Origin of the sequence: Clostridium sp. BNL1100, assembly GCF_000244875.1 — a bacterium.
Taxonomy (GTDB): domain Bacteria; phylum Bacillota; class Clostridia; order Acetivibrionales; family DSM-1351; genus Ruminiclostridium.
Genome location: NC_016791.1, coordinates 3,877,249 through 3,896,848, shown reverse-complemented (window position 1 = coordinate 3,896,848; position 19,600 = coordinate 3,877,249). Strand labels below are relative to the sequence as shown.

Here is a 19,600-nt window from a genome sequence, read left to right as displayed (position 1 = left end):
TTTTAAAATTGTATCGAATAAAGCCTTCAAGATCAGATTGATTTTGAAGGTTTTATTGCTTACAATTTAAATTAGATTGTAAGAAACAGGAGATAATAAGGTCTTAAAAAAAACAGCTTCACATGGAGTGTTCTGAGACTAAAGAGGAACTGAACGAAATCCAGTTAAGTTAGAAAGCGCAATAAATCAACGAGTCTCCTGTTTTGAGTAAACCAGGACAGGAACCGTCATACTTAAAAACATACTTGCATTTCTTCGCAGTTGCGAATATAATTATTTTGTATAAAACTATTTTTTAGGAGCCGATACTATGGAATTTATGACAGCTAAAGAAGCTGCGGAGAAATGGGGGGTTACTCCCAGGCGTGTGCAAACCTTATGTGCAGAAGGCCGAATACATGGTGCCTGGCGATTAGGCAATGCATGGGCAATACCAGTTAATTCTGAAAAGCCTCATGATGAACGTACACTGCATAAAACCAGTATCGATAAGGGAGGGAAAATTGTCTGATGCGCTCAATTGAAATTTGTGCTGGGGCTGGTGGACAGGCGTTGGGGCTAGAACAGGCTGGATATAAGCACGTTGTTTTAGTGGAAATAGATCAAGCAGCTTGTGCAACCTTAAGGACAAACCGCCCTAAATGGAATGTTTTAGAAGGCGATGTTCGAGAGTTTAAAGCAAAAAAATATAAAAGTATAGATTTGGTTGCGGGAGGGGTTCCTTGTCCACCGTTCTCTGTTGCGGGCAAGCAATTAGGTAATGAAGATGATAGAGATTTGTTCCCCGAAGCACTCAGAATTGTAAGTGAATGTGATCCGAAAGCAGTGATGTTAGAAAATGTTCGGGGACTATTTGATCCTAAGTTCAGTGATTATCGCAATCATATAAAAGAGCAATTGGAATCTATGGGCTATAAATGTTTTTGGGAACTGGTACAGGCGAATCATTATGGTGTCCCTCAGCTAAGACCGAGAACCATACTTGTTGCACTGAAGCAGAAATATGCGGATTATTTTACATGGCCTTTGGGTGTTTTAGCTCCACCCCCCACAGTAGGGCAGGCGCTCTATCATGAAATGGCGAGTAATGGATGGGAAGGTGCAAAGGAATGGGCTGACCGAGCCAATAACATTGCTCCTACTATTGTTGGCGGAAGCAAAAAACATGGAGGTGCGGATTTAGGGCCGACCAGATCTAAACTGGCATGGTCTAAACTTGGCATTAATGGACATGGACTTGATGAAATACCACCTGCAAAAGACTTCACAGGAGACCCCAAACTAACTGTAAAAATGGCAAGTTTACTGCAGGGATTCCCTCCTGAGTGGGTATTTGTTGGAAAGAAAACGCCTGCGTATCGACAAGTTGGAAATGCGTTTCCTCCACCTGTTGCTAAAGCAGTAGGTACAGCTATAAAGAAAGCTATTTTACAAGGAGATAAGCAAATTAATCTGGAGGGAAGCACAAATGAAAAGTCTCGGAGCACGCGATAAACTGCGTCAGTATTTTTTAAATCATATTGGAGAAGTTTTAGATTCAGATACATTAAGAGAAATTGCTGGAATTAGTGAATGGGCACGTCGTGTGCGTGAACTTCGAAATGAAGAAGGTTATCAAATATTAACACATCACGATCGTTCTGATCTTAAACCCGGTCAATATGTTCTTGATAATCCTAAGCCGCAGCCAGCATTTGCGCGGGAAATAAGTAAGGAAACCCGTGCTTTTGTGCTTGATCGTAATGGTTTTACTTGTCAGATGTGTGGTGCTGTTGCTGGTGAACCGCATCCATATGATCCGACAAGGAAAACACGTTTACATATTGGACACATAATTGATAAAAGTATGGGTGGGACTGATGATCCCGCTAATCTTCGTGCTATTTGCAGTGTTTGTAATGAAGGAGCCTCAAATTTGACATTGGACAGGCCTTCTTATGAAAAATTATTGATCCAAATCAGGAGAGCTACAGGTGCAGACCAGCTCAAAGTGTTGGAGTGGCTAATGAAAAAGTTCCCGGTGCAAGCGCAAAGTCTGCTAGAGAACAAAAATAATGCTTAACAGGAAAGAGGTATAGTCATGCCAAAGTATTTAGATGTTTTTGCAGGCGCAGGTGGACTGTCTGAAGGCTTTATGAGAGCTGGTTATACTCCTGTTGCACATATTGAGATGGATGTAGCAGCTTGCTATACTTTAAAAACTCGGCTTGCCTATAAGTGGCTTACTGCTAATGGGCAAGATGATCTATATATGGAATATCTGAACCAAAAAATTAAGCGCGCTGAGTTCTACAAGGCAGTTCCGCAGGATATATTAGGAACAGTGTTAAACTATGAAATATCTGAGGATAACTTAGCAAAAATTTTTGCTGATGTAGATGCTTTACTAGGGGATGAACCTCTTGATTTAATGGTTGGTGGTCCACCTTGTCAGGCATATTCTTTAATTGGAAGAGCTCGCGATGAAAACGGCATGATTGGGGATAAACGTAACTATTTGTATGTTTTATATGCGGAATTTTTAAGAAAGTATCAACCGCGGTATTTTGTATTTGAAAATGTATTGGGTCTGCTATCTGCAAAAGATACGGATGAAATTTTACATTTTGATAAAATGCGTCGGCTTTTCAAGGAATGTGGATATTCTACTGAATACAAAATTCTAAACGCTAAAGATTATGGTGTTTTGCAAAATAGGAAGCGTATTATTCTTATAGGGAAACGAGGAGAATATGCTGATTTCTATCCTGAAATTCCAATTATAAATCATTCTTTTTTGGTGAAAGAAATTTTTTCAGATTTACCTGCTTTAAAAGCTGGAAAAGGAACGGTTTTGCCTGTAGAAACCTTGCCATATGGTGGACGTTATCTATATGATGCAGGGATAAAGTCTCGAAATCAGGAAACTGTTACATTTCACTGTTCTCGTCCCAACACAACCCAAGACCTTGCAATATATAAAAGGGCTGTGCAATTGTGGAATAAGGAGAAAAGACGACTTAGTTACCTTGATTTACCTAAAAGATTACAATCTCAAAAGAATATGGACTCATTTTTGGATAGATTTAAAGTAGTTGCTGAAGATGTACAATATTCTCAAACGGTTGTTGCACATATTTCAAAAGACGGACATTATTTTATTCATCCGGATATTAAGCAGAATCGTTCTTTAACGCCACGCGAAGTGGCAAGATTACAAACGTTTCCTGATGACTATTACTTTGAATCAACATCAGGTAAACCTTCGAGAACAACTGCATTTAAGCAAATTGGCAACGCTGTCCCGGTTCTTCTTGCAGAAAAAATTGCGATGGCCTTATTGGAGGTGTGGTAATGAGTGAAAATGAGAAAACTCAAATTTCTCAAATTGAGCAGAAACTGAAAGCTTTAAAAATCGAAAAAGAGAAATTATTGCGTGATGCAGCAGCTATTGATGGTGAGTATTTGAGCTCTTATGAAATAAGGCCTGCTGGTAGACATGTTCTGACTATTGGCGAGGAATTGATTCAGGACCAGTTTGCAGCGATTGTAGAGCTGGTCAAGAACTGCTATGATGCAGATTCTGCTGACGCAATCATATGTTTCAGGAGACTTCCTGAAAGGAATTGGCTTGAAATTCGTATAGAAGACCATGGACATGGAATGTCAACTGACGATGTAATCGGCAAATGGCTGGTACCATCAACTGCCAATAAACTTAAAAAGCGTCAAAGTCCTAGTGGACGAATCATGCAGGGACGCAAAGGGATTGGTCGATATGCGGCAAGTATTCTCGGTGATGACCTGCAATTAGAGACCGTTGATAAAGAGGGCGTTAAGACCACCCTGTATGTAAAGTGGTCAGAATTCTCTAACTATGAATATTTGGACCAAATTGATATTCCGGTTCAAACTGAGCATATAAAGCAAGCCCCTGGAACCATCCTGACAATGCATTCGGATATAAGTGAAAACGAATATTGGAACGATGAAACGCTAAAACTGCTTCGTTTTGAGTTGAAGAGATTAATTCCCCCAAAAGCGGATAGTACTTTTGATGACAATTTTAAAATATGGTTGTGCTTTGATAATTTCTTTGAGGATGATACTAAGAATATCCGAGAAGAAATAACTCCATATCCCATACTTGATTTATTTGACTACAGAATCAGTGGAACTATTTCTCCTGACGGGAAAGGAGTTCTCACATACGAAAATCAAAAGATAAAAAATGGCGTTATTGAGAGTATATCTTTTGACTGTGGTTTTACAGCTTGTGGACCATTGACAATTGATGTGCGAGTTTACGATCGTGAGGGAGAAGCAATCGATCAGCTGATTCAGAGAGGCTTAAAAGATGATTCCTCTAATCAATATGTAACCAGGCTACAAGCAAGGCAATTACTCAATAGTGTAAATGGTATAGGTGTGTATCGAAATGGATTTCGTATACGCCCTTTAGGTGATGCAGATTTTGATTGGCTCAAGCTTAATGAGCAACGTGTACAAAACCCATCTATGAAAATTGGTAATAATCAGGTTGCCGGGTATGTTCATGTTGAATCGGAAGAAATATCCGGTCTTGAAGAAAAAAGTGCTCGAGATGGATTGAAAAATAATTATGCTTATAAGCAATTAGTAAAAATAACTTGTGAGATTATAAATGAGTTAGAGCAAAGGCGTTACATTTTTCGACGTAAACTTGGCCTTTCAAAACCAGGTAAAAAAATTGAACGTCAATTAGAAGAGCTTTATGACTATTCTACATTAAAAACATCGGTTTCATCTTCCCTGAAAAAAGCGGGTCTGTCTGAAACTGTTATTAGCGAAGTGACAGATATTATTACTAAAGAGGAAATAAAGAAAAATGAGACTATTGAGGATATCAAGAAAACAGTAGCTGTATATCAAGGTCAGGCAACTCTTGGGAAAATAGTAAACATTATTTTACATGAAGGCAGACGCCCTTTAAATTATTTTAAAAATCAGATTCCTAATTTACATTTCTATGGTAACAGATTTGAGCAGAATAAAGATCAGGGTTCGGTGGCAGAGATAATTAAACTAACAACAGGTATTACTGATAATGCTTCTGTATTTGTAGGTTTATTTGGTCGGTTAGACCCATTATCGGCCAAGAGGCGTGAAACCAAGTCGGAATTTTCTCTGGCTGAAGCATTGAATGGGGTTGCTTCTGTGTTTGAAAGTGAATGTATCAAAGAGAAGATAATCATTGATGTTCAATGCCCTGAAGATATAAAATTATGTGGCTGGAAACAAGATATATATACTATTTTTGCAAACCTTTTTGATAATAGTATTTTTTGGATAGTAGAGAAAAAATGTTTAGAGCGAAAAATTATAATTACTGCTATTAAATCTGGCAAAGAGTTAGTAATTGACTATATCGATTCAGGTCCAGGTATTAATAACGATCTGCTTGAAAGTGGGGTAATTTTTGAGCCGCAATTTACTACAAAACCAAACGGTACCGGCCTCGGATTATCCATAGCTGGTGAAGCAGCAATTCGGAATGGTTTAACTCTCACTGCAGTACAAGACGAAAAAGGTGCTCATTTTAAAGTGAGCGCAGAATAGAGAGGGTATTGTGATGTATAAACTTTTACTTATTGAAGATGCCGCAGTAGATGCAGAAGCTTGCCAGGATACTGTGAAAAGAATGAATATTGAAGCTGGGGAAGATGCTTTTCAACTTTGTATAGCTGAGTCCTATGAGAAAGGGATTGCTGAATTAAAAAATGATTATGATGGAGTTATTGTCGATATTAAGTTAGATGGCGACCATAATGGAAATCAAATTATTCGAGCAATAATTGAAAAATATCGAGTACCTGTTGCTGTTATGACAGGTACTCCCGATACAGAGTTAGAAGAAGGTTCACCTATTCGCATTTATAAAAAAGGCGAGACTTCATATGAGGACATTATCAAGTCTTTATATAGGGCCTCGTCTACAGGATTATTCAATGTATTGGGTGGGACAGGCATTATTGAAAAGGTTATGAATCAAATCTTTTGGATGAATTTGTATCCACAAATATCGCTATGGCAGGAAAAAAAGGAGCAAGGTATTGATACTGAAAAAGTTCTCCTTCGCTATGCAATTTCTCATATCCAGGAACTTATGGATAACGAAGGAACTGCTTATGTCACTGAAGAAATGTACATAAAGCCTCCTGTGGTTGAAGGTATAAAAACGGGAACTATTTATCATTCGAATAAAGATGAAAAATACTATATAGTCCTTTCTCCTCCCTGTGATCTTGCTGTACACAGCGGAAAAATCAAAACGGACAGGATTCTTATTTGTGAGATAGATAATCATGATTCAGTTAACCAGGAAGTTGCTGATAAAGCACAAAAGCGTGATAAGAAAAAAGATAATATTGAAAATGCAATAAAGAACAACTATACTGACTATTATCATTGGCTACCGGAAAATAGCCTGTTTTGTGGTGGATACATTAATTTTAGAAAAGTAATAACTTTTTCACCTGCGGAGTTCGTTACAGAATTTGAACGTCCTATCATTAAAATCCAGGAGTATTTTGTTAAAAGTATATTGAATAGGTTTTCTGTATATTATGCTCGTCAAGGTCAACCGGATTTTGATTTTAAAGCTGAAATGAATTCCATTGTAGAAAAAGTCTGCCCAAAAGAAACTGCGTAAAAGAGAGAGCGCGACATTTGAACTGACGGATGATCGTGCTCTTTTTTAATTATATAGGAAAGGTAATGTTGAAATTGGTGTATCTACTGAAATGCCGGAAAAGAAAATAAGGTCATTTCTGAAAATAGTGTATGTTTATACTGACAAGCAATGCTGATTAAAGTATAAATCAAGTATTGAAAGGTTGTAAAATGGATATTAAATCTCCCAATGCACGAAGCCGTAACATGTCAAAAATAAAGAACAATAAGACAAAGCCAGAAATGTTTGTCAGATCTCTGCTATATAAAAACGGGTTCAGGTATCGGGCCAATTTCACAGCTTTACCTGGAAAACCTGACCTGTTTTTTTCTAAGGCGCAAGTGGCTCTGTTTATTCATGGATGTTACTGGCATAGGCATGATAACTGTAAATATGCCTATACCCCGAAATCAAATGTAGATTTTTGGATACCTAAACTTGAAAAAAATAAATTGCATGATAGAGAGATAATACAACAGCTCTTAAGCAAAAATATAAGAATTATAGTTATATGGGAATGCGTTATTAAGAAAATGCAAAAAGATGAAGACTATTGTAACAAAATATTTACAGAAATTGTTGGTTTTATAAAATATGAAACTAACAATTTTTTAGAAATATAAACGGATGATAAAGAATTTATGCAGAATGAAAGGATTAAATGATGAGTGATAGCATTATAAATGCTCCATTGACATTTTCCTATAGAGCAATAGAGTTATATAGAAATCTAACAATTGGTATAGCTCCATTCTATAAAAAGGAAGCTAACATTAATAAATATAATCAGATGGTATTAACAGAGCTTTTTACTCAGTTATATGCAACGGGAGAGAGCATATTAATGCTTACTAGTCATGGGGCTATTTGGGAAGCAGATATTCTACTAAGGACTTTATTTGAAGGAACAATAAAATATATTTATATGATGCAAGATGATCTTGATAAGAAAAGTGATTTGATAGAAGAATATTATGACATAATTCCAGAAATGCAAAAAATAAGTGATCATGGAAAAGCTGTTGAGGCTTTGAGCATATTAAAATTATCAGGAGTAGATAAACACCCTTTTCAAGTTAGTATTTTAGATGAAGACGAATTAAAAGAGTTAAAAGATAAGTATTCAAAAAGTAGGATAAAGGAACTTAGTCAAAAATGGAGTTATAAAAATATTTTAGGAAATTTAATTGTAAAAGACAATAAATATGAGGTATTAACTACTACATTATATACGTACTCATTTTCCAGTCATTTGATTCACTATGATGGAGAATGTCTCAGGCAAAGATCAGGAGCATTAATGAATAATGCTGCAAAGGGTGATCAAATACTTGATCTGGCACATTTATTAAGAATAATATCGAATGTATTAAGTCTTGGAACCATAAGAGTTAGCGAATATGCAAAAGTATATAATTTAAATGTAGAACAATACAAAAAGAATTTAAATGATAACTTTGCATTTCTTAATGAAATTGATGAAATCAGTAATCAGGTTGTAGACGGGAAGTATTAGAGGTGATATTAAAGATTCGAGGTGATGGTAAATGGCAAAAAAATATACAGATGAAGAAATAAGAAAATTTCCCAAAATAACATGTAAAATTGCAGCTGAATATCTTGGTATCTCACCAATGGCAGTAAGTATTGGTATGAGAAATGATTTGCTGCCAATCGGATTTGCTATTCACAATGAAGATAAGTATTCTGATAGCTGGAGCTACCAAATTATTGCGGAGAGGTTGATTGCATATAAATATGGAAAAATATCTGAAGTTCAGGTTCAAAATATAGAAAAGAGTCTTAATACAATTATTGCTCAATTTGAAGAGATGAAAAAAGATTTGCTTTTTATATTAAGCGAAAATGCGGGACAAGAGATCTGAAACTATATGAATATGCATTTTCGCTGGATATTGAAAAGATGTTTAAAGCGGAAGAATGAGGTACTTAGTTTGGACAATCTGTGAAAAGAGGGATATTATGCTGGAGGAGCAATTTATCAAAATAGGCAGAGAATTTTTATATAATGAGATATGGGAAATCTCAGCATCTGGTGTTGCAAAGAAATATAATATTCCTTATACTGAACTGCTTAGGCTATGCAAGGAAACAGAAGTACCTATTCCTCCTTCTGGATATTGGACTAAATTGAGCTTCGGAAAGCTGGTTGAAAAAATCCCATTACCAGTATCGGAACAAAGTCAAGTGATACTTCCGATTAATGTTGAGTCTCTGCTTTCTAAGCGTATTTCTACATCAAAATCTGCTGTTGTTAAGAGTGAAAATGAAAAGATTAATGTATCAGAGAAAATAAATTCAGAACCTGAAATCCTAGTGAAACTTGAAGATGCAGAAGAACAATCTGCGAATGAATTTATTAATGAAAATGATAATAATCAGCTGTCTTATCGTACCGTATCAGGCCAGTGGAATACATATAACAGGGGGAAATTATATGATGAAGTGTGGGCGAAACCAGTAGTTCAAGTAGCGGTTCAGTATGGTGTTTCGGATGTAGCAATCCATAAAGTCTGTAAGTCACTCAATGTACCAGTGCCACCGAGGGGATACTGGGCAAGGATTCGCTCTGGAGAGAAAATAAAAAAGACTCCGCTTCCCGCTGCGGAAGGGATTACCGAAAAAACTGGTTTGAAAACTTTTGAGGGTGTTAAAATACCGGTGGTACCTCAGCAGATAGTTGCCTTTTTAACGGAAAATGAACGTCAAAAAGTTTTGCTTGCAGCGGAACAAATTCAACTAACAGATGAAAATGCAAAATTACATAAAAAAATTATAGCGTATCACTCTAAAGTAAAAGAGTGGAATAAAAACGATAGAAAACCGGAAGGTGTTCAAAAAGGTTTTAAAAACTACACAAATCACCCACCATTTCTGGCAGGTGTTATATCAAATGAAACCTTACCGAGGGTTTATCGTATTTTAGATACAATTTACCGACAAATTGAGATGTTGGGTGGTTCTATAAATGATGATCTTTCACTTACAATAAGAAATGAACATGTAAGTATTGAAATATTTGAGGCCCAAGATGAAGTTAAGCATGAGATCACCAGACAGGAAGCACAGGAATTAATAGTTTATGAGGATGCAAAGCGCCACAATAGGTGGGCAAGTCAGCCTAATATTCGAAAATATGATTACCGCTTCAATGGAAAATTAAGAATATGTATTCGTCAAAGCCGGTATTTTAGAGATTCTGACAAAGAAAAAGTGGAATCCAGACTTGGTGATATGTTGATAGAACTTTATGAAGAGTCTGAAGTTATTCGAAAAAATCGTGAAGCATTTGAGGAAGCCAAAAGGAAAGAAGCTGAAGAAAAAAGACTTCGTGAAGAACGTAAAGACCGATATAATGAAGAAATTGATAAAACTATTGAATTAATAAATGCGGCCCAAGACTATGATATGGCTTGCAAAATCAGGGCTTTTATTAATGCATTGGAACCAAAATCAGATATACAGGATGAAAAAACAATTGAATATATTGATTGGGCAAAGAAAAAAGCTGATTGGTTTGATCCCACAATAGCGAGAGAAGATGAATTGTTTGGAGTGCGGGAGCATGAAAAGAATGAAAATGAGAAGGCTCTGAAAAAAGTCGGAAGCTATTGGTGGTGAGTTAATAGGATAACTACACCTAATGTTTATTAGGTGAATTATAGGAGGTAGTTGTATATGGACAAGCATTACGATAAAGCGCTTGTGATTTTTATGGATATATTGGGCAGTCAAAATAGAGATAATTTTGAAGAACTTTATAAAATAAACTCAATGTTTCATCGTGAGCTGGAGAAACAACAACAGAATGATAAAGATTACACAGTCACTCAACGTCATGTATATACTTTTTCTGACTGCGCCTATATAATATACGACTTTAAAGAGAATATAAGCGATTCCAGAAAAGATATAGGGCATCTATTTCATCAAGCTCTTTATAATACTGAACAGCTAATTCAGCGAATGCTAAAAGGCCGCTTTATATGTCGGGGTGGGATTGCGTATGGAGATGTGTACTATGAGGAGAACAGATCTCTTTTATTTGGTCCAGCAATAAATAAGGCGTATTATTTGGAAAGTAAAATTGCTAAGTTTCCTCGTGTAGTGGTTGATAGCTTTGTTGTAGAACAGGTTTCGGCATTTATTAGTGACTTGATAAATAAAGTTCCAGAAGATTTTAAATCAATTATATACCAAACAAACGGAAAAATTATTGCTACTGATGATGATGGACAATATTATCTGAATTACTTTAATAGTATCAAGCAAGGGCACAATTATTTAGAAGGCTGCTTATTGCTGGATGAACTGACATGCTTGTCTGATGAGGAGATAAGAAAACAGTTAGTTATTAAAGAAAGCACTGAGGATAGTGATATGAAAAGAAGATGTGAAAGCATTATTCAAAAATATGAGTGGTTGAAAAAATATATTATAGCCTCGCAGCCAGAAAACAGTAGTGGGCAAGTTATCATTCAAGATTCTTAAGTAAAATATCAAACAGATTGTTACGGTTCCAAATTGTAATTACAATTTGGAGTAATACACACTCAATCCGCTTGACCTGAAACAACGAGAGTCCTGCATGTGTTAATGCGATGTTATCAGCGTTGATGCAAGTAAAAAAAGACAATGGTAAGACTGATAACAAAAAATGATATAAAGTATTTAGGGTTGTGATAAAGGAAGGTGATCTAATGCCGACATTTGATAATATGGAAATACCAAAGCCTAAAAATTGGCAGGACTTTGAACGATTAGTAGAAAGCTATTCAAGGATAAATTGGCCTGGTTGTATGATCACTCTGTTCGGAGGAGTGGGACAAACTCAACATGGAGTTGATATTTATATAAAATATAAAAGGGTTTACTATATTGGAATTCAGTGTAAAAAAGTTGCCAAATTAACCTATGATCAGATTGAAAAAGAAATTGAAAAAGCTAAGAACTTCAAACCTGGGTTAAAGCATTACTTTATTGCTACATCAACCAGCAGAAATGCAGAACTACAGGAAAAAGTAAATATTCTAAACTCCCAGCATAATGAAAAAGGTTTGTTCTCAGTAGATATACTCTTTTGGGAGGATATTATCGGACTAATTGTGTCTGATGACAAGGTATTCGCACAGCATTATCCACAGCTCTCACCGGGAAATAAAGGAGGCGATAGCTATGCTGTATATGCAAACAATAACAAGAATTCTGTTATCGGTAATAACATTATAATCAAAACCCCTAAAAAGCTTAATGTTAAGAAAGGTCCGATTCAGGATACCATTGGTAGCAATACATATATGAAAAACTATGTAAAGCATTTGATCGACATATACCATGATTTCAAAAAGGCCAATATTAATGCTGAAGGGGAAAAAATGAAATATTCTTTGATCTATGATGCAATAAAACGGGAGATAGGCTTTAAGTGGGACGAAACACCTAATGAATGTTTTGAAGGCTTATGTACATATCTTCAAAAAAGGATTGATAATACTATAGTAGGAAAAACCCGAAAATCACGTGGAATGAAGAATTATAGCAAATATAAAGAATATATGGTTGAAAGACATGGAATAGAGTCGGAATAATTTGTTTTGTGAGAAATTGTACCAAATAAAGCCTTCAAGAGATTAACTTGCTTTTGAAGGTTTTATTGCTTACAATTTGACTTGAATTGATGTAAAAACGGACTATGGATCACTGGAAAGTTGCTTTACAGATGATTATTTCAGAAATATACCCTGCCGCCAAGGGGGTAACAGGCTGAAGCGACATCTTTTTTGTATACTCAAGGCACGTTGAGTCAGTTGCGTTGATAGAGCGGAAAAGGCTTGAATAGTGAGGCTTAGCGGATTTTTAGGATATTTCGAAGTGTGTTTCATGTTTCCATGGACACACTTTTTTTGATGGGGGGGGGTAGGGGGGGTGTATGAATGCGCGAATTAAACAAGTAGGCAGAAGGGGAGAGGGGTTTTGCGGAATTGTTTATCAACTAAAAAACGGAATCCTAATTTTTGATTCAAACTAAAAAGCAAGGAAAGAGCTTCAAAAGAATCGTTTAAAAAATGATAGCCTTTAAAATTTATTGTGACTAAATGGAATTTGAAGTATAATAAATTTGTATTTTTGTGTACTTTTATGCTAATTAGATAATTGAAATTATATTAAGCTAATATATCCAGAATGACATAAGATGAATATGAATAAACGGTTATATGGGGATTATAAAATGCATTCGACGACTGGCTGTTGAAAGAGAAACATACAGTATAACGTTAGTTAATCATAAAGATTTACTAATTTTTATATCCATTGTTGTAACTATTTCATTAATTGTGAAAAGAGAGGTATTAATATAAATGAATATACTGCAATATGAATCAAAAATCTGGGCCACTGCTGACCTGCTTCGTGGATGTGGCGTTAAAGAATCTGAATGGCCTTCATTTATGATGCCGTTTTTTGCACTTGCAATGATTGAAAGCCGCCTTGTTAGAATGCTTGAGGGTTTAAGAGCTAAGATTGGTGAAGAAAAAATTGCCACTATGGATAAAGATGACTTTTATAACTTAATTAAAGATGAGGGGCAGGGATACAACATTTATATATTTGAGAAGAATCAAACCCTCAAAGATATATGTAAGAATGATAAAAACTTTTACTCTGATTTCAACTCATATCTTCTTGGCTTTGACGGAGAAACGAAAGACCTGCTTGGTGTAGATGCTACAGAAGGAGAAAAGTATCTGGATATAAAGGGTGTTGCTGCTAAGCTCGATGCAAAAAAAGTTTTACTGGGGTACACAAAGCTATGGGCGGAAATTGACCTCAAGCCATATAATAACTCTGAAATAACAACTTTGGAAGAGCATATCAAGCGTAAATGGGCTGATATTTCTGCAGAAACTGCTGGGGAGCAATACACACCAGATGATATAATTGTGCTGATCGCAGAAATTATTGCATCCAAGATTGAAGAATCAGACACACTGCTTAAAATATACGATTGCACCTGCGGCGGAGGTAACTTACTATTTGGTGTTGAAGATCGAATTAATGAAAAGTTTAAACGTCTTACTCAAACATTTGGGCAAGACTGGAATGATGCCTTATATGCCCTTGCTAAAATTGAAAGCCGATTCAGACCAGATTCTAAGATTGAACATGGTACACCTTGGTTGAGGATGCGTACTATAATGAAGAATTCGATGTAGTTATTGCAAATCCCCCATATGGAGTAAGTTGGAAAGGATATCAAAAATACATTGAAAATGATAAAACAGGACGGTTTAAATTTCTACCATCAGTTTCTGACGGACAATTACTATTTATGCAACATCTAATTTCCAAGCTCGATCTCAGTGGAATGGGTGTAGTTGTACACAATGGATCAACCCTATTCAGTGGCGATGCAGGTTCGGGTGAAAGCAATATTCGAAAATGGATGTTAGATAACGACATTGTGGAAGCTGTCATTCAGTTACCTACCGATGAATTTTTTAACACTGGAATTTATACCTATTTATGGGTCCTAAATAGAAATAAGAAGGAGAATCGAATAGGCAGGATTATGCTTATTAATGCCAGTGAAAAATTTAGCCCACTAAAGAAGAATAGAGGTTCTAAACGTAAGGAGGTGGATATAGCCAACCGTTTGGAGATTGTAGAAACCCTTACTAGATTTGAGGATAACGAGTATGCGAGGGTATTTGACAAGGAATTTTTCTACTTTAACAAACAATTTATAATGCTAACTAATGTAGATGTACAAGGTAACAGCTTTGAAAGTAAGTTGCCTAAGGTAACTAACAAACAGGCAGGGGTAGAGGAAAGAGCAGGCTCCTTAAAATTAATACTTTTGATACAACTAAATATACTTCCCTTTTTAATGTTTTTGAACAATATATCAAACCTTTAATCGATTCTCTTGATTATAAGGAACAGCCATTAGCTATAGACACTGCTGATTCAAAGTATTGGTTTGATATTGAGAAAGAAACCTTAATTAAAGAAGTGGAAGGAAATGAAGAGGAACTAGGTTGTGGTAAAATTGCAGTAAAGGCGGTTTATAAAAAAGCCACTAAAACACAAAAAGAATTTATTGAAATAAGTGTGGAACTTACACCTGATTACCAAAAGGATTATGAAATTATTCCATTTCACAAGGATGAATCTACAAATAAAGCCAATATAGCATTATTTATGGAAAAATATATTACCAAACCCTTTACCTATCTTGAAAATGTGGTAGGTGTGGAGCTAAATTTTAATAAGGTATTTTATAAGCCGGGAGAATTGAGAGCTGTAGCTGATATTTTAGCAGACATTAAGAGGATTGATGTGGAATTGAAGGAGTTAGAATTAGGGTTAAAACTATGAGCAAACATCAATTAACAAGATTTGAAGTGCATAAAGATAGTGAGATTGAATGGCTGGGAGAGATACCATCACATTGGGATATAAAACGAGTTAAAGATTTAGCCTTTCTTCAAAGTGGAAATTCAATTGTTTCTGAGCAAATTGAGCCTGTAGAAGGCCTCTATCCAGTATATGGGGGTAATGGATTAAGGGGCTATTATTCAAGCTATACTAATGAAGGAGAGCATATACTTATCGGGCGACAAGGTGCTTTATGTGGGAACATTAACTATGCTAAAGGAAAATTTTGGGCATCAGAGCATGCTGTTGTTGTATACCTAAAAAAAAATGTTATTATAAAATGGTTCGGAGAGATGCTAAGAGTTATGAATCTTAATCAATACTCTCTTTCAGCGGCACAACCTGGTCTAGCTGTAGATAGAATTAAAAGATTACTGTTACCTTTTCCTTCGCCTAAAGAACAAAAAATAATTGCTGATTATATTGATACTAAGACAATCCAAATTGATTGCGAAATAGAACTACATAACCAAAAGCTAACTAAGTATAATGAACTCAAACAATCCCTCATTAATGAAACTGTCAACCGGGGTTTAGATAAAGCTGTAGTGATGAAAGATAGCGGAGTTGAGTGGATTGGAGAAGTACCGGAGCATTGGCATATAAAAAGAATAAAAGATCTATTTGTAGAATCCAAAATTAAGAGTTTGACTGGCGAAGAAACATTACTTTCAGTATCTGAATATACAGGTGTAACACAAAGAAAAGATAACATAGGCGAAGATGAATTATTAACAAATGCTGAAACTCTTATTGGATATAAAATATGTCGAATGAATGATTTAGTTATGAATATTATGCTTGCATGGAAAAGGGGATTAGGCGTTTCAGCTTACGATGGAATAGTTAGTCCATCATATTCTCCAAGTAAATTATCATGTCCGGCATATTTTCATTATTTGCTTCGGTCTGATAGGGCAATTGCAGAGTTTAAACGTAATTCGACAGGAATAATTGAATCACGTTTACGCCTATATTCTGATAACTTTTATGCTATAAACGTTGCAATTCCAGAATATATTGAACAAAAAGCCATAGCAGATTATCTTGACACCAAAACTGCTCATATTGACCGCATTATTGAAGTCATCAATACCCAAATCAGCAAACTCAAAGAACTACGCAAAACACTCATTAACGATGTAGTTATCGGCAAGATAAAAGTTACTGTGGAGGGAGAAGCAGTATGAACGAGCTACACTTGCAAGATAAATTTTTACTGCCTTTTTTTAGAGAAAGCCTTGGATATAATGAAGTAAAAGCAAATACCGTAACAGAATCCCTTATTATTGAGGAGGATTTACAGACTTTTATATCTGAAACCGAACTAAATAAGAGACCTTATGAAGTCTTACTCAAAAAGTATAGAGGCAACAAAGATATATTGTTAAAAGATTTGATTGAGGTAATAAAAGAACGCAGTTCCAGTAGTCGTAATATGGCGCTATTTATCAATGCCAATAAGTCTATTACCTTGAAGGGAATTAAACTATACCTATTTTATACTGGCGATAGTGTTATACACGATAACAAACTATTTGAAGAAAACATTTTTTCAGTCGTACAAGAATTACCCTATAAATACAGATATCAGGGCAAACAGATTTTTGCTTTTCGACCTGATATAGTGCTGTTTGTAAACGGCATTTATTTGGGGTATAGCGAGTTGAAATCTAATTACACAAATCAAACTGCCAGCAAAAATGGGAGGGGGAAAGTGGTTAAAGATTATCTTGAAGCTATCAAAATATATCATCAATATTTTGACAGTAATTATATGTTGAGTGAAAAAGATAAAGAGGCTTACAGAAAAGACTTCCTAAAGATCTTTGAGAAGGCTGTACATATAACTACTACTGATGTGGAAGAAACTTATGTAATTCGTAACATAGAAGATTATTTTAATGAAATGCTTACTACCTGTCGAGAAGGTAAATATGACCGCGAAGAATTAGAAAAAAAGGTTAAAGTCTCATTTAAACCTTATCCATTATTGAAACCCGATGCTGATAAAAAAGACAAACTGAAAGAGTTATTTACCGTACACTACGGTAAGACTTTTATTGAAAAAGAGATTTTGTATTACAACTTCATCGAACGAGATGTCTATATGGTAAATGGTAGAAAAGAACTGAAGGATGAAAAAGGGTCTTTAATATCACCGCGACCAAAGCAAAAGTTTGGTACAGATAAAATAATAGCCAAAATAGATGAGTTTTTAGCACATGAGCAAGAAGACGATTATTTCGAAAAGCTCTTGGAAAAGCAATTAATAGGCGTGTCGGAAGCCAAGAAAAAAGAGTTGCTTGAAAAACGCAAAGCATATTCTAATAATAAAAATGTCTATTCTTTACTTATGCAATATGCAGCGGGCTTTGGCAAATCAAATATCATTGGCTGGTCTGCTCTGCAACTTAAAGATATTCGCCGAGATGGTGAGTATGTGTATGATAAAATTATTATTGTTGTTGACCGCTTACAACTTCGTTCGCAAATAGATTCTAAAATGCTTAATATGAATATTGACAATCGTATGTATGTTGAAGCACACAACAAAAAAACATTCACAGATGCACTTGCATCTGATACTCGCTTAGTCATAGTTAATTTGCAAAAATTCGGTTCTGTTCGTGAAATTCTGGATAATGAAGTTCTACAGAGGCTATCCCAATTACGCATAGTTTTTCTAATTGACGAAATTCATCGTTCAAATAGTGGTGACCAGCATGAGGAAATGGTAAGCATATTTGATGAGCTGCAAGCTCCCTTTGACAATAATAAGCAATATTCCAAACACAGAAAAAAGAAGAATTTGATTATTGGTTTTACTGCTACCCCTGATGATCACACACTTGCACGATTCGGGGAATTTAGTGGTTATGCGGAAAGTGAGAAGCTCTGGAGACCTTTTGATTCATATACCATGAAAGAGGCTATTGAAGATGGCTTTATTCTCAATCCATTAAAGAATATCGTCCCAGTAGCTTCTAAAATGTTATTCGATTTACCAAATAACCTATTAGAAGGTTTTACAGAGAAAGAGTATAAGGACGCACAAAAGAAGCGAGTATATGAAAATCGTGATCGTATTGATGCAATAGCAAAATATGTTGCAGATTTACTTGTTAAAGATGTATATCGTCAAATAAGAGGAAATGGAAAGGCTATGCTGGCAGTCCATTCAATTAAGGCTGCGATCGCATATTACGAGGCGGTAACCAAGTACTTTAATGCTTTGGTTAAGGAACCCAAATATGCTAAATATGCTGAAGCACCTATTCATATAATTTATTCGGATAATCAAGATGAGCAAAGTGCAAACGGTCTTAATGGTGGTTTAAGTGAGGAAAAAGTATTGGAAAGCTTCTCACAAAAGAAAAACGGCCTAATGATAGTGGTTGCTAAACTACAAACTGGTTTTGATGAGAAAAGGCTACATACACTGTTTTTAGATAAAGAGGTTAAAGGAATCAGTGCCATTCAAACTATTTCACGGGTAAACCGCACTTTGAAATACAAAAACGACTGCAAGATTGTTGACTTTTCCTATAATAACGTAAATGTCCAAAATATCAAAGATGCATTTGAGCATTTTTCTGATGTGGTTGTTAGCGATTTTGATCCATTTGGGGATAAAAAGGTACTTGATATATTATTAGCAGATCTAAAGAAATCAGATACTTTTGGTAAGTTCTATAATGCGTTTATGTCTATATATAAAGATGCTACCAAACGTGATAACCCTGAATGCTATCTTGATTTTGAAAGTAGTTTAAAAAAGTACGTAGATGCAAACCCAAAGCATACTGCGGATACTAAAGCTAAAGCATCACAGTATTTTACTATTTTGAATAAAATTGAATACGTAATCGATCTAGATGCAAAATATAGTGATCCAGGATCTTTGTTCTTCTGGCGTAAGTTTAATGCACTGTATAACCTTTTGAATCGATGCGAAGATATCAAAGACCCGATTGAGGTTTATTTTGATAATCAGATTGGCATAATCGAAGTAAAGACTGAGGAAACAAAGGAGAAGAAAAATAGGCCTACTAAAGTGGCTAAAGGTAGGGTGCCTTACAATGCTTATCAATTCGACATTCTCGCCATTATTGAAGCGCGTAATGAGCAAGAAGCCATAACAGGTGCACTCATAAAAGAATTCGAAAATAAAATCAAAGATTTCTTTGAATATGTTCGTACAGCTCCTGAAGGTAAACGTTTAATGGTGAAGATGAAATCCCATGTTTCTGAAATTGAAATCTATGACGATTTTGCAAAGATATATAGAAGATATCGAGCTCTCAAACGCAATGAAGTCGGGGATTATTTCTTTAAAGAAATGAATGATATGGTAGATAAGCTATGCGATGATTTTGAGAAGTATTTGAGGGAGCGGGCGGAGAAGTAAGACAGCCGATACAACAGGAAAACTCAAAAAATATGAGG

General features: G+C 35.4%; 17 protein-coding genes. All 17 read left to right on the top strand.

Annotated elements, in window-relative coordinates:
* Positions 1-310 precede the first annotated feature (310 nt).
* Positions 311-511 carry a helix-turn-helix domain-containing protein gene (locus CLO1100_RS16420; RefSeq protein ID WP_014314891.1) on the top strand — a complete coding sequence of 67 codons (201 nt, stop codon included), beginning with the start codon at positions 311-313 and terminating at the stop codon, positions 509-511.
* The gene (locus tag CLO1100_RS16415; protein WP_014314890.1) at positions 511-1,494 is read left to right on the top strand and encodes a DNA cytosine methyltransferase; all 984 of its coding nucleotides are present in this window, start codon (positions 511-513) and stop codon (positions 1,492-1,494) included. Before CLO1100_RS16420 ends, CLO1100_RS16415 begins: the two co-directional genes overlap by 1 nt.
* Positions 1,469-2,062 carry an HNH endonuclease signature motif containing protein gene (locus CLO1100_RS16410; RefSeq protein ID WP_014314889.1) on the top strand — a complete coding sequence of 198 codons (594 nt, stop codon included), beginning with the start codon at positions 1,469-1,471 and terminating at the stop codon, positions 2,060-2,062. The genes CLO1100_RS16415 and CLO1100_RS16410 overlap by 26 nt, the downstream gene beginning before the upstream one ends.
* Before the next feature lie 18 nt (positions 2,063-2,080).
* On the top strand, positions 2,081-3,334 hold the full coding sequence (locus tag CLO1100_RS16405; RefSeq protein ID WP_014314888.1) for a DNA cytosine methyltransferase: 1,254 nt from the start codon (positions 2,081-2,083) through the stop codon (positions 3,332-3,334).
* Positions 3,334-5,577, top strand: a complete 2,244-nt coding sequence (locus CLO1100_RS16400; protein WP_014314887.1) for a sensor histidine kinase — start codon at positions 3,334-3,336, stop codon at positions 5,575-5,577. The genes CLO1100_RS16405 and CLO1100_RS16400 overlap by 1 nt, the downstream gene beginning before the upstream one ends.
* Positions 5,578-5,590: 13 nt before the next feature.
* Positions 5,591-6,670 carry a response regulator gene (locus CLO1100_RS16395; RefSeq protein ID WP_014314886.1) on the top strand — a complete coding sequence of 360 codons (1,080 nt, stop codon included), beginning with the start codon at positions 5,591-5,593 and terminating at the stop codon, positions 6,668-6,670.
* A gap of 191 nt (positions 6,671-6,861) precedes the next feature.
* On the top strand, positions 6,862-7,314 hold the full coding sequence (gene vsr / locus CLO1100_RS16390; protein ID WP_014314885.1) for a DNA mismatch endonuclease Vsr: 453 nt from the start codon (positions 6,862-6,864) through the stop codon (positions 7,312-7,314).
* A 38-nt stretch (positions 7,315-7,352) separates the two neighbouring features.
* Positions 7,353-8,207: a DUF5677 domain-containing protein gene (locus CLO1100_RS16385; protein WP_148265083.1), complete on the top strand. Its 855-nt coding sequence runs from the start codon at positions 7,353-7,355 to the stop codon at positions 8,205-8,207.
* Between the two features lie 31 nt (positions 8,208-8,238).
* Complete coding sequence (locus CLO1100_RS16380) at positions 8,239-8,577, top strand: hypothetical protein (RefSeq protein ID WP_014314883.1); 339 nt, start codon at positions 8,239-8,241, stop codon at positions 8,575-8,577.
* A 97-nt stretch (positions 8,578-8,674) separates the two neighbouring features.
* Positions 8,675-10,333, top strand: coding sequence for a hypothetical protein (locus CLO1100_RS16375; RefSeq protein ID WP_014314882.1), 1,659 nt, complete (start codon positions 8,675-8,677; stop codon positions 10,331-10,333).
* 57 nt (positions 10,334-10,390) lie between these two features.
* The gene (locus tag CLO1100_RS16370) at positions 10,391-11,203 is read left to right on the top strand and encodes a hypothetical protein (protein ID WP_014314881.1); all 813 of its coding nucleotides are present in this window, start codon (positions 10,391-10,393) and stop codon (positions 11,201-11,203) included.
* A 209-nt stretch (positions 11,204-11,412) separates the two neighbouring features.
* Positions 11,413-12,300 carry a hypothetical protein gene (locus tag CLO1100_RS20075; RefSeq protein WP_014314880.1) on the top strand — a complete coding sequence of 296 codons (888 nt, stop codon included), beginning with the start codon at positions 11,413-11,415 and terminating at the stop codon, positions 12,298-12,300.
* 771 nt (positions 12,301-13,071) lie between these two features.
* A complete protein-coding gene (locus CLO1100_RS21305; protein ID WP_202946036.1) occupies positions 13,072-13,926 on the top strand; it encodes an N-6 DNA methylase in 855 nt (284 codons plus the stop codon).
* Positions 13,887-14,630 (top strand): N-6 DNA methylase, encoded by a 744-nt coding sequence (locus tag CLO1100_RS21300; protein ID WP_202946035.1) that lies wholly within the window; start codon positions 13,887-13,889, stop codon positions 14,628-14,630. Before CLO1100_RS21305 ends, CLO1100_RS21300 begins: the two co-directional genes overlap by 40 nt.
* A 95-nt stretch (positions 14,631-14,725) precedes the next feature.
* A complete protein-coding gene (locus CLO1100_RS20905; RefSeq protein WP_202946034.1) occupies positions 14,726-15,091 on the top strand; it encodes a hypothetical protein in 366 nt (121 codons plus the stop codon).
* Entirely contained in the window at positions 15,088-16,341 is a 1,254-nt protein-coding gene (locus tag CLO1100_RS16355) for a restriction endonuclease subunit S (protein ID WP_014314879.1), read from the top strand. Before CLO1100_RS20905 ends, CLO1100_RS16355 begins: the two co-directional genes overlap by 4 nt.
* Complete coding sequence (locus tag CLO1100_RS16350; RefSeq protein ID WP_014314878.1) at positions 16,338-19,562, top strand: DEAD/DEAH box helicase family protein; 3,225 nt, start codon at positions 16,338-16,340, stop codon at positions 19,560-19,562. Before CLO1100_RS16355 ends, CLO1100_RS16350 begins: the two co-directional genes overlap by 4 nt.
* Positions 19,563-19,600: the final 38 nt, after the last annotated feature.

Bases quoted from the DNA above. Each gene is read 5' to 3' on its own strand.
- CLO1100_RS16420 (WP_014314891.1), top strand. From the start codon at position 311: ATGGAATTTATGACAGCTAAAGAAGCTGCGGAGAAATGGGGGGTTACT.
- CLO1100_RS16415 (WP_014314890.1), top strand. From the start codon at position 511: ATGCGCTCAATTGAAATTTGTGCTGGGGCTGGTGGACAGGCGTTGGGG.
- CLO1100_RS16410 (WP_014314889.1), top strand. From the start codon at position 1,469: ATGAAAAGTCTCGGAGCACGCGATAAACTGCGTCAGTATTTTTTAAAT.
- CLO1100_RS16405 (WP_014314888.1), top strand. From the start codon at position 2,081: ATGCCAAAGTATTTAGATGTTTTTGCAGGCGCAGGTGGACTGTCTGAA.
- CLO1100_RS16400 (WP_014314887.1), top strand. From the start codon at position 3,334: ATGAGTGAAAATGAGAAAACTCAAATTTCTCAAATTGAGCAGAAACTG.
- CLO1100_RS16395 (WP_014314886.1), top strand. From the start codon at position 5,591: ATGTATAAACTTTTACTTATTGAAGATGCCGCAGTAGATGCAGAAGCT.
- vsr (WP_014314885.1), top strand. From the start codon at position 6,862: ATGGATATTAAATCTCCCAATGCACGAAGCCGTAACATGTCAAAAATA.
- CLO1100_RS16385 (WP_148265083.1), top strand. From the start codon at position 7,353: ATGATGAGTGATAGCATTATAAATGCTCCATTGACATTTTCCTATAGA.
- CLO1100_RS16380 (WP_014314883.1), top strand. From the start codon at position 8,239: ATGGCAAAAAAATATACAGATGAAGAAATAAGAAAATTTCCCAAAATA.
- CLO1100_RS16375 (WP_014314882.1), top strand. From the start codon at position 8,675: ATGCTGGAGGAGCAATTTATCAAAATAGGCAGAGAATTTTTATATAAT.
- CLO1100_RS16370 (WP_014314881.1), top strand. From the start codon at position 10,391: ATGGACAAGCATTACGATAAAGCGCTTGTGATTTTTATGGATATATTG.
- CLO1100_RS20075 (WP_014314880.1), top strand. From the start codon at position 11,413: ATGCCGACATTTGATAATATGGAAATACCAAAGCCTAAAAATTGGCAG.
- CLO1100_RS21305 (WP_202946036.1), top strand. From the start codon at position 13,072: ATGAATATACTGCAATATGAATCAAAAATCTGGGCCACTGCTGACCTG.
- CLO1100_RS16355 (WP_014314879.1), top strand. From the start codon at position 15,088: ATGAGCAAACATCAATTAACAAGATTTGAAGTGCATAAAGATAGTGAG.
- CLO1100_RS16350 (WP_014314878.1), top strand. From the start codon at position 16,338: ATGAACGAGCTACACTTGCAAGATAAATTTTTACTGCCTTTTTTTAGA.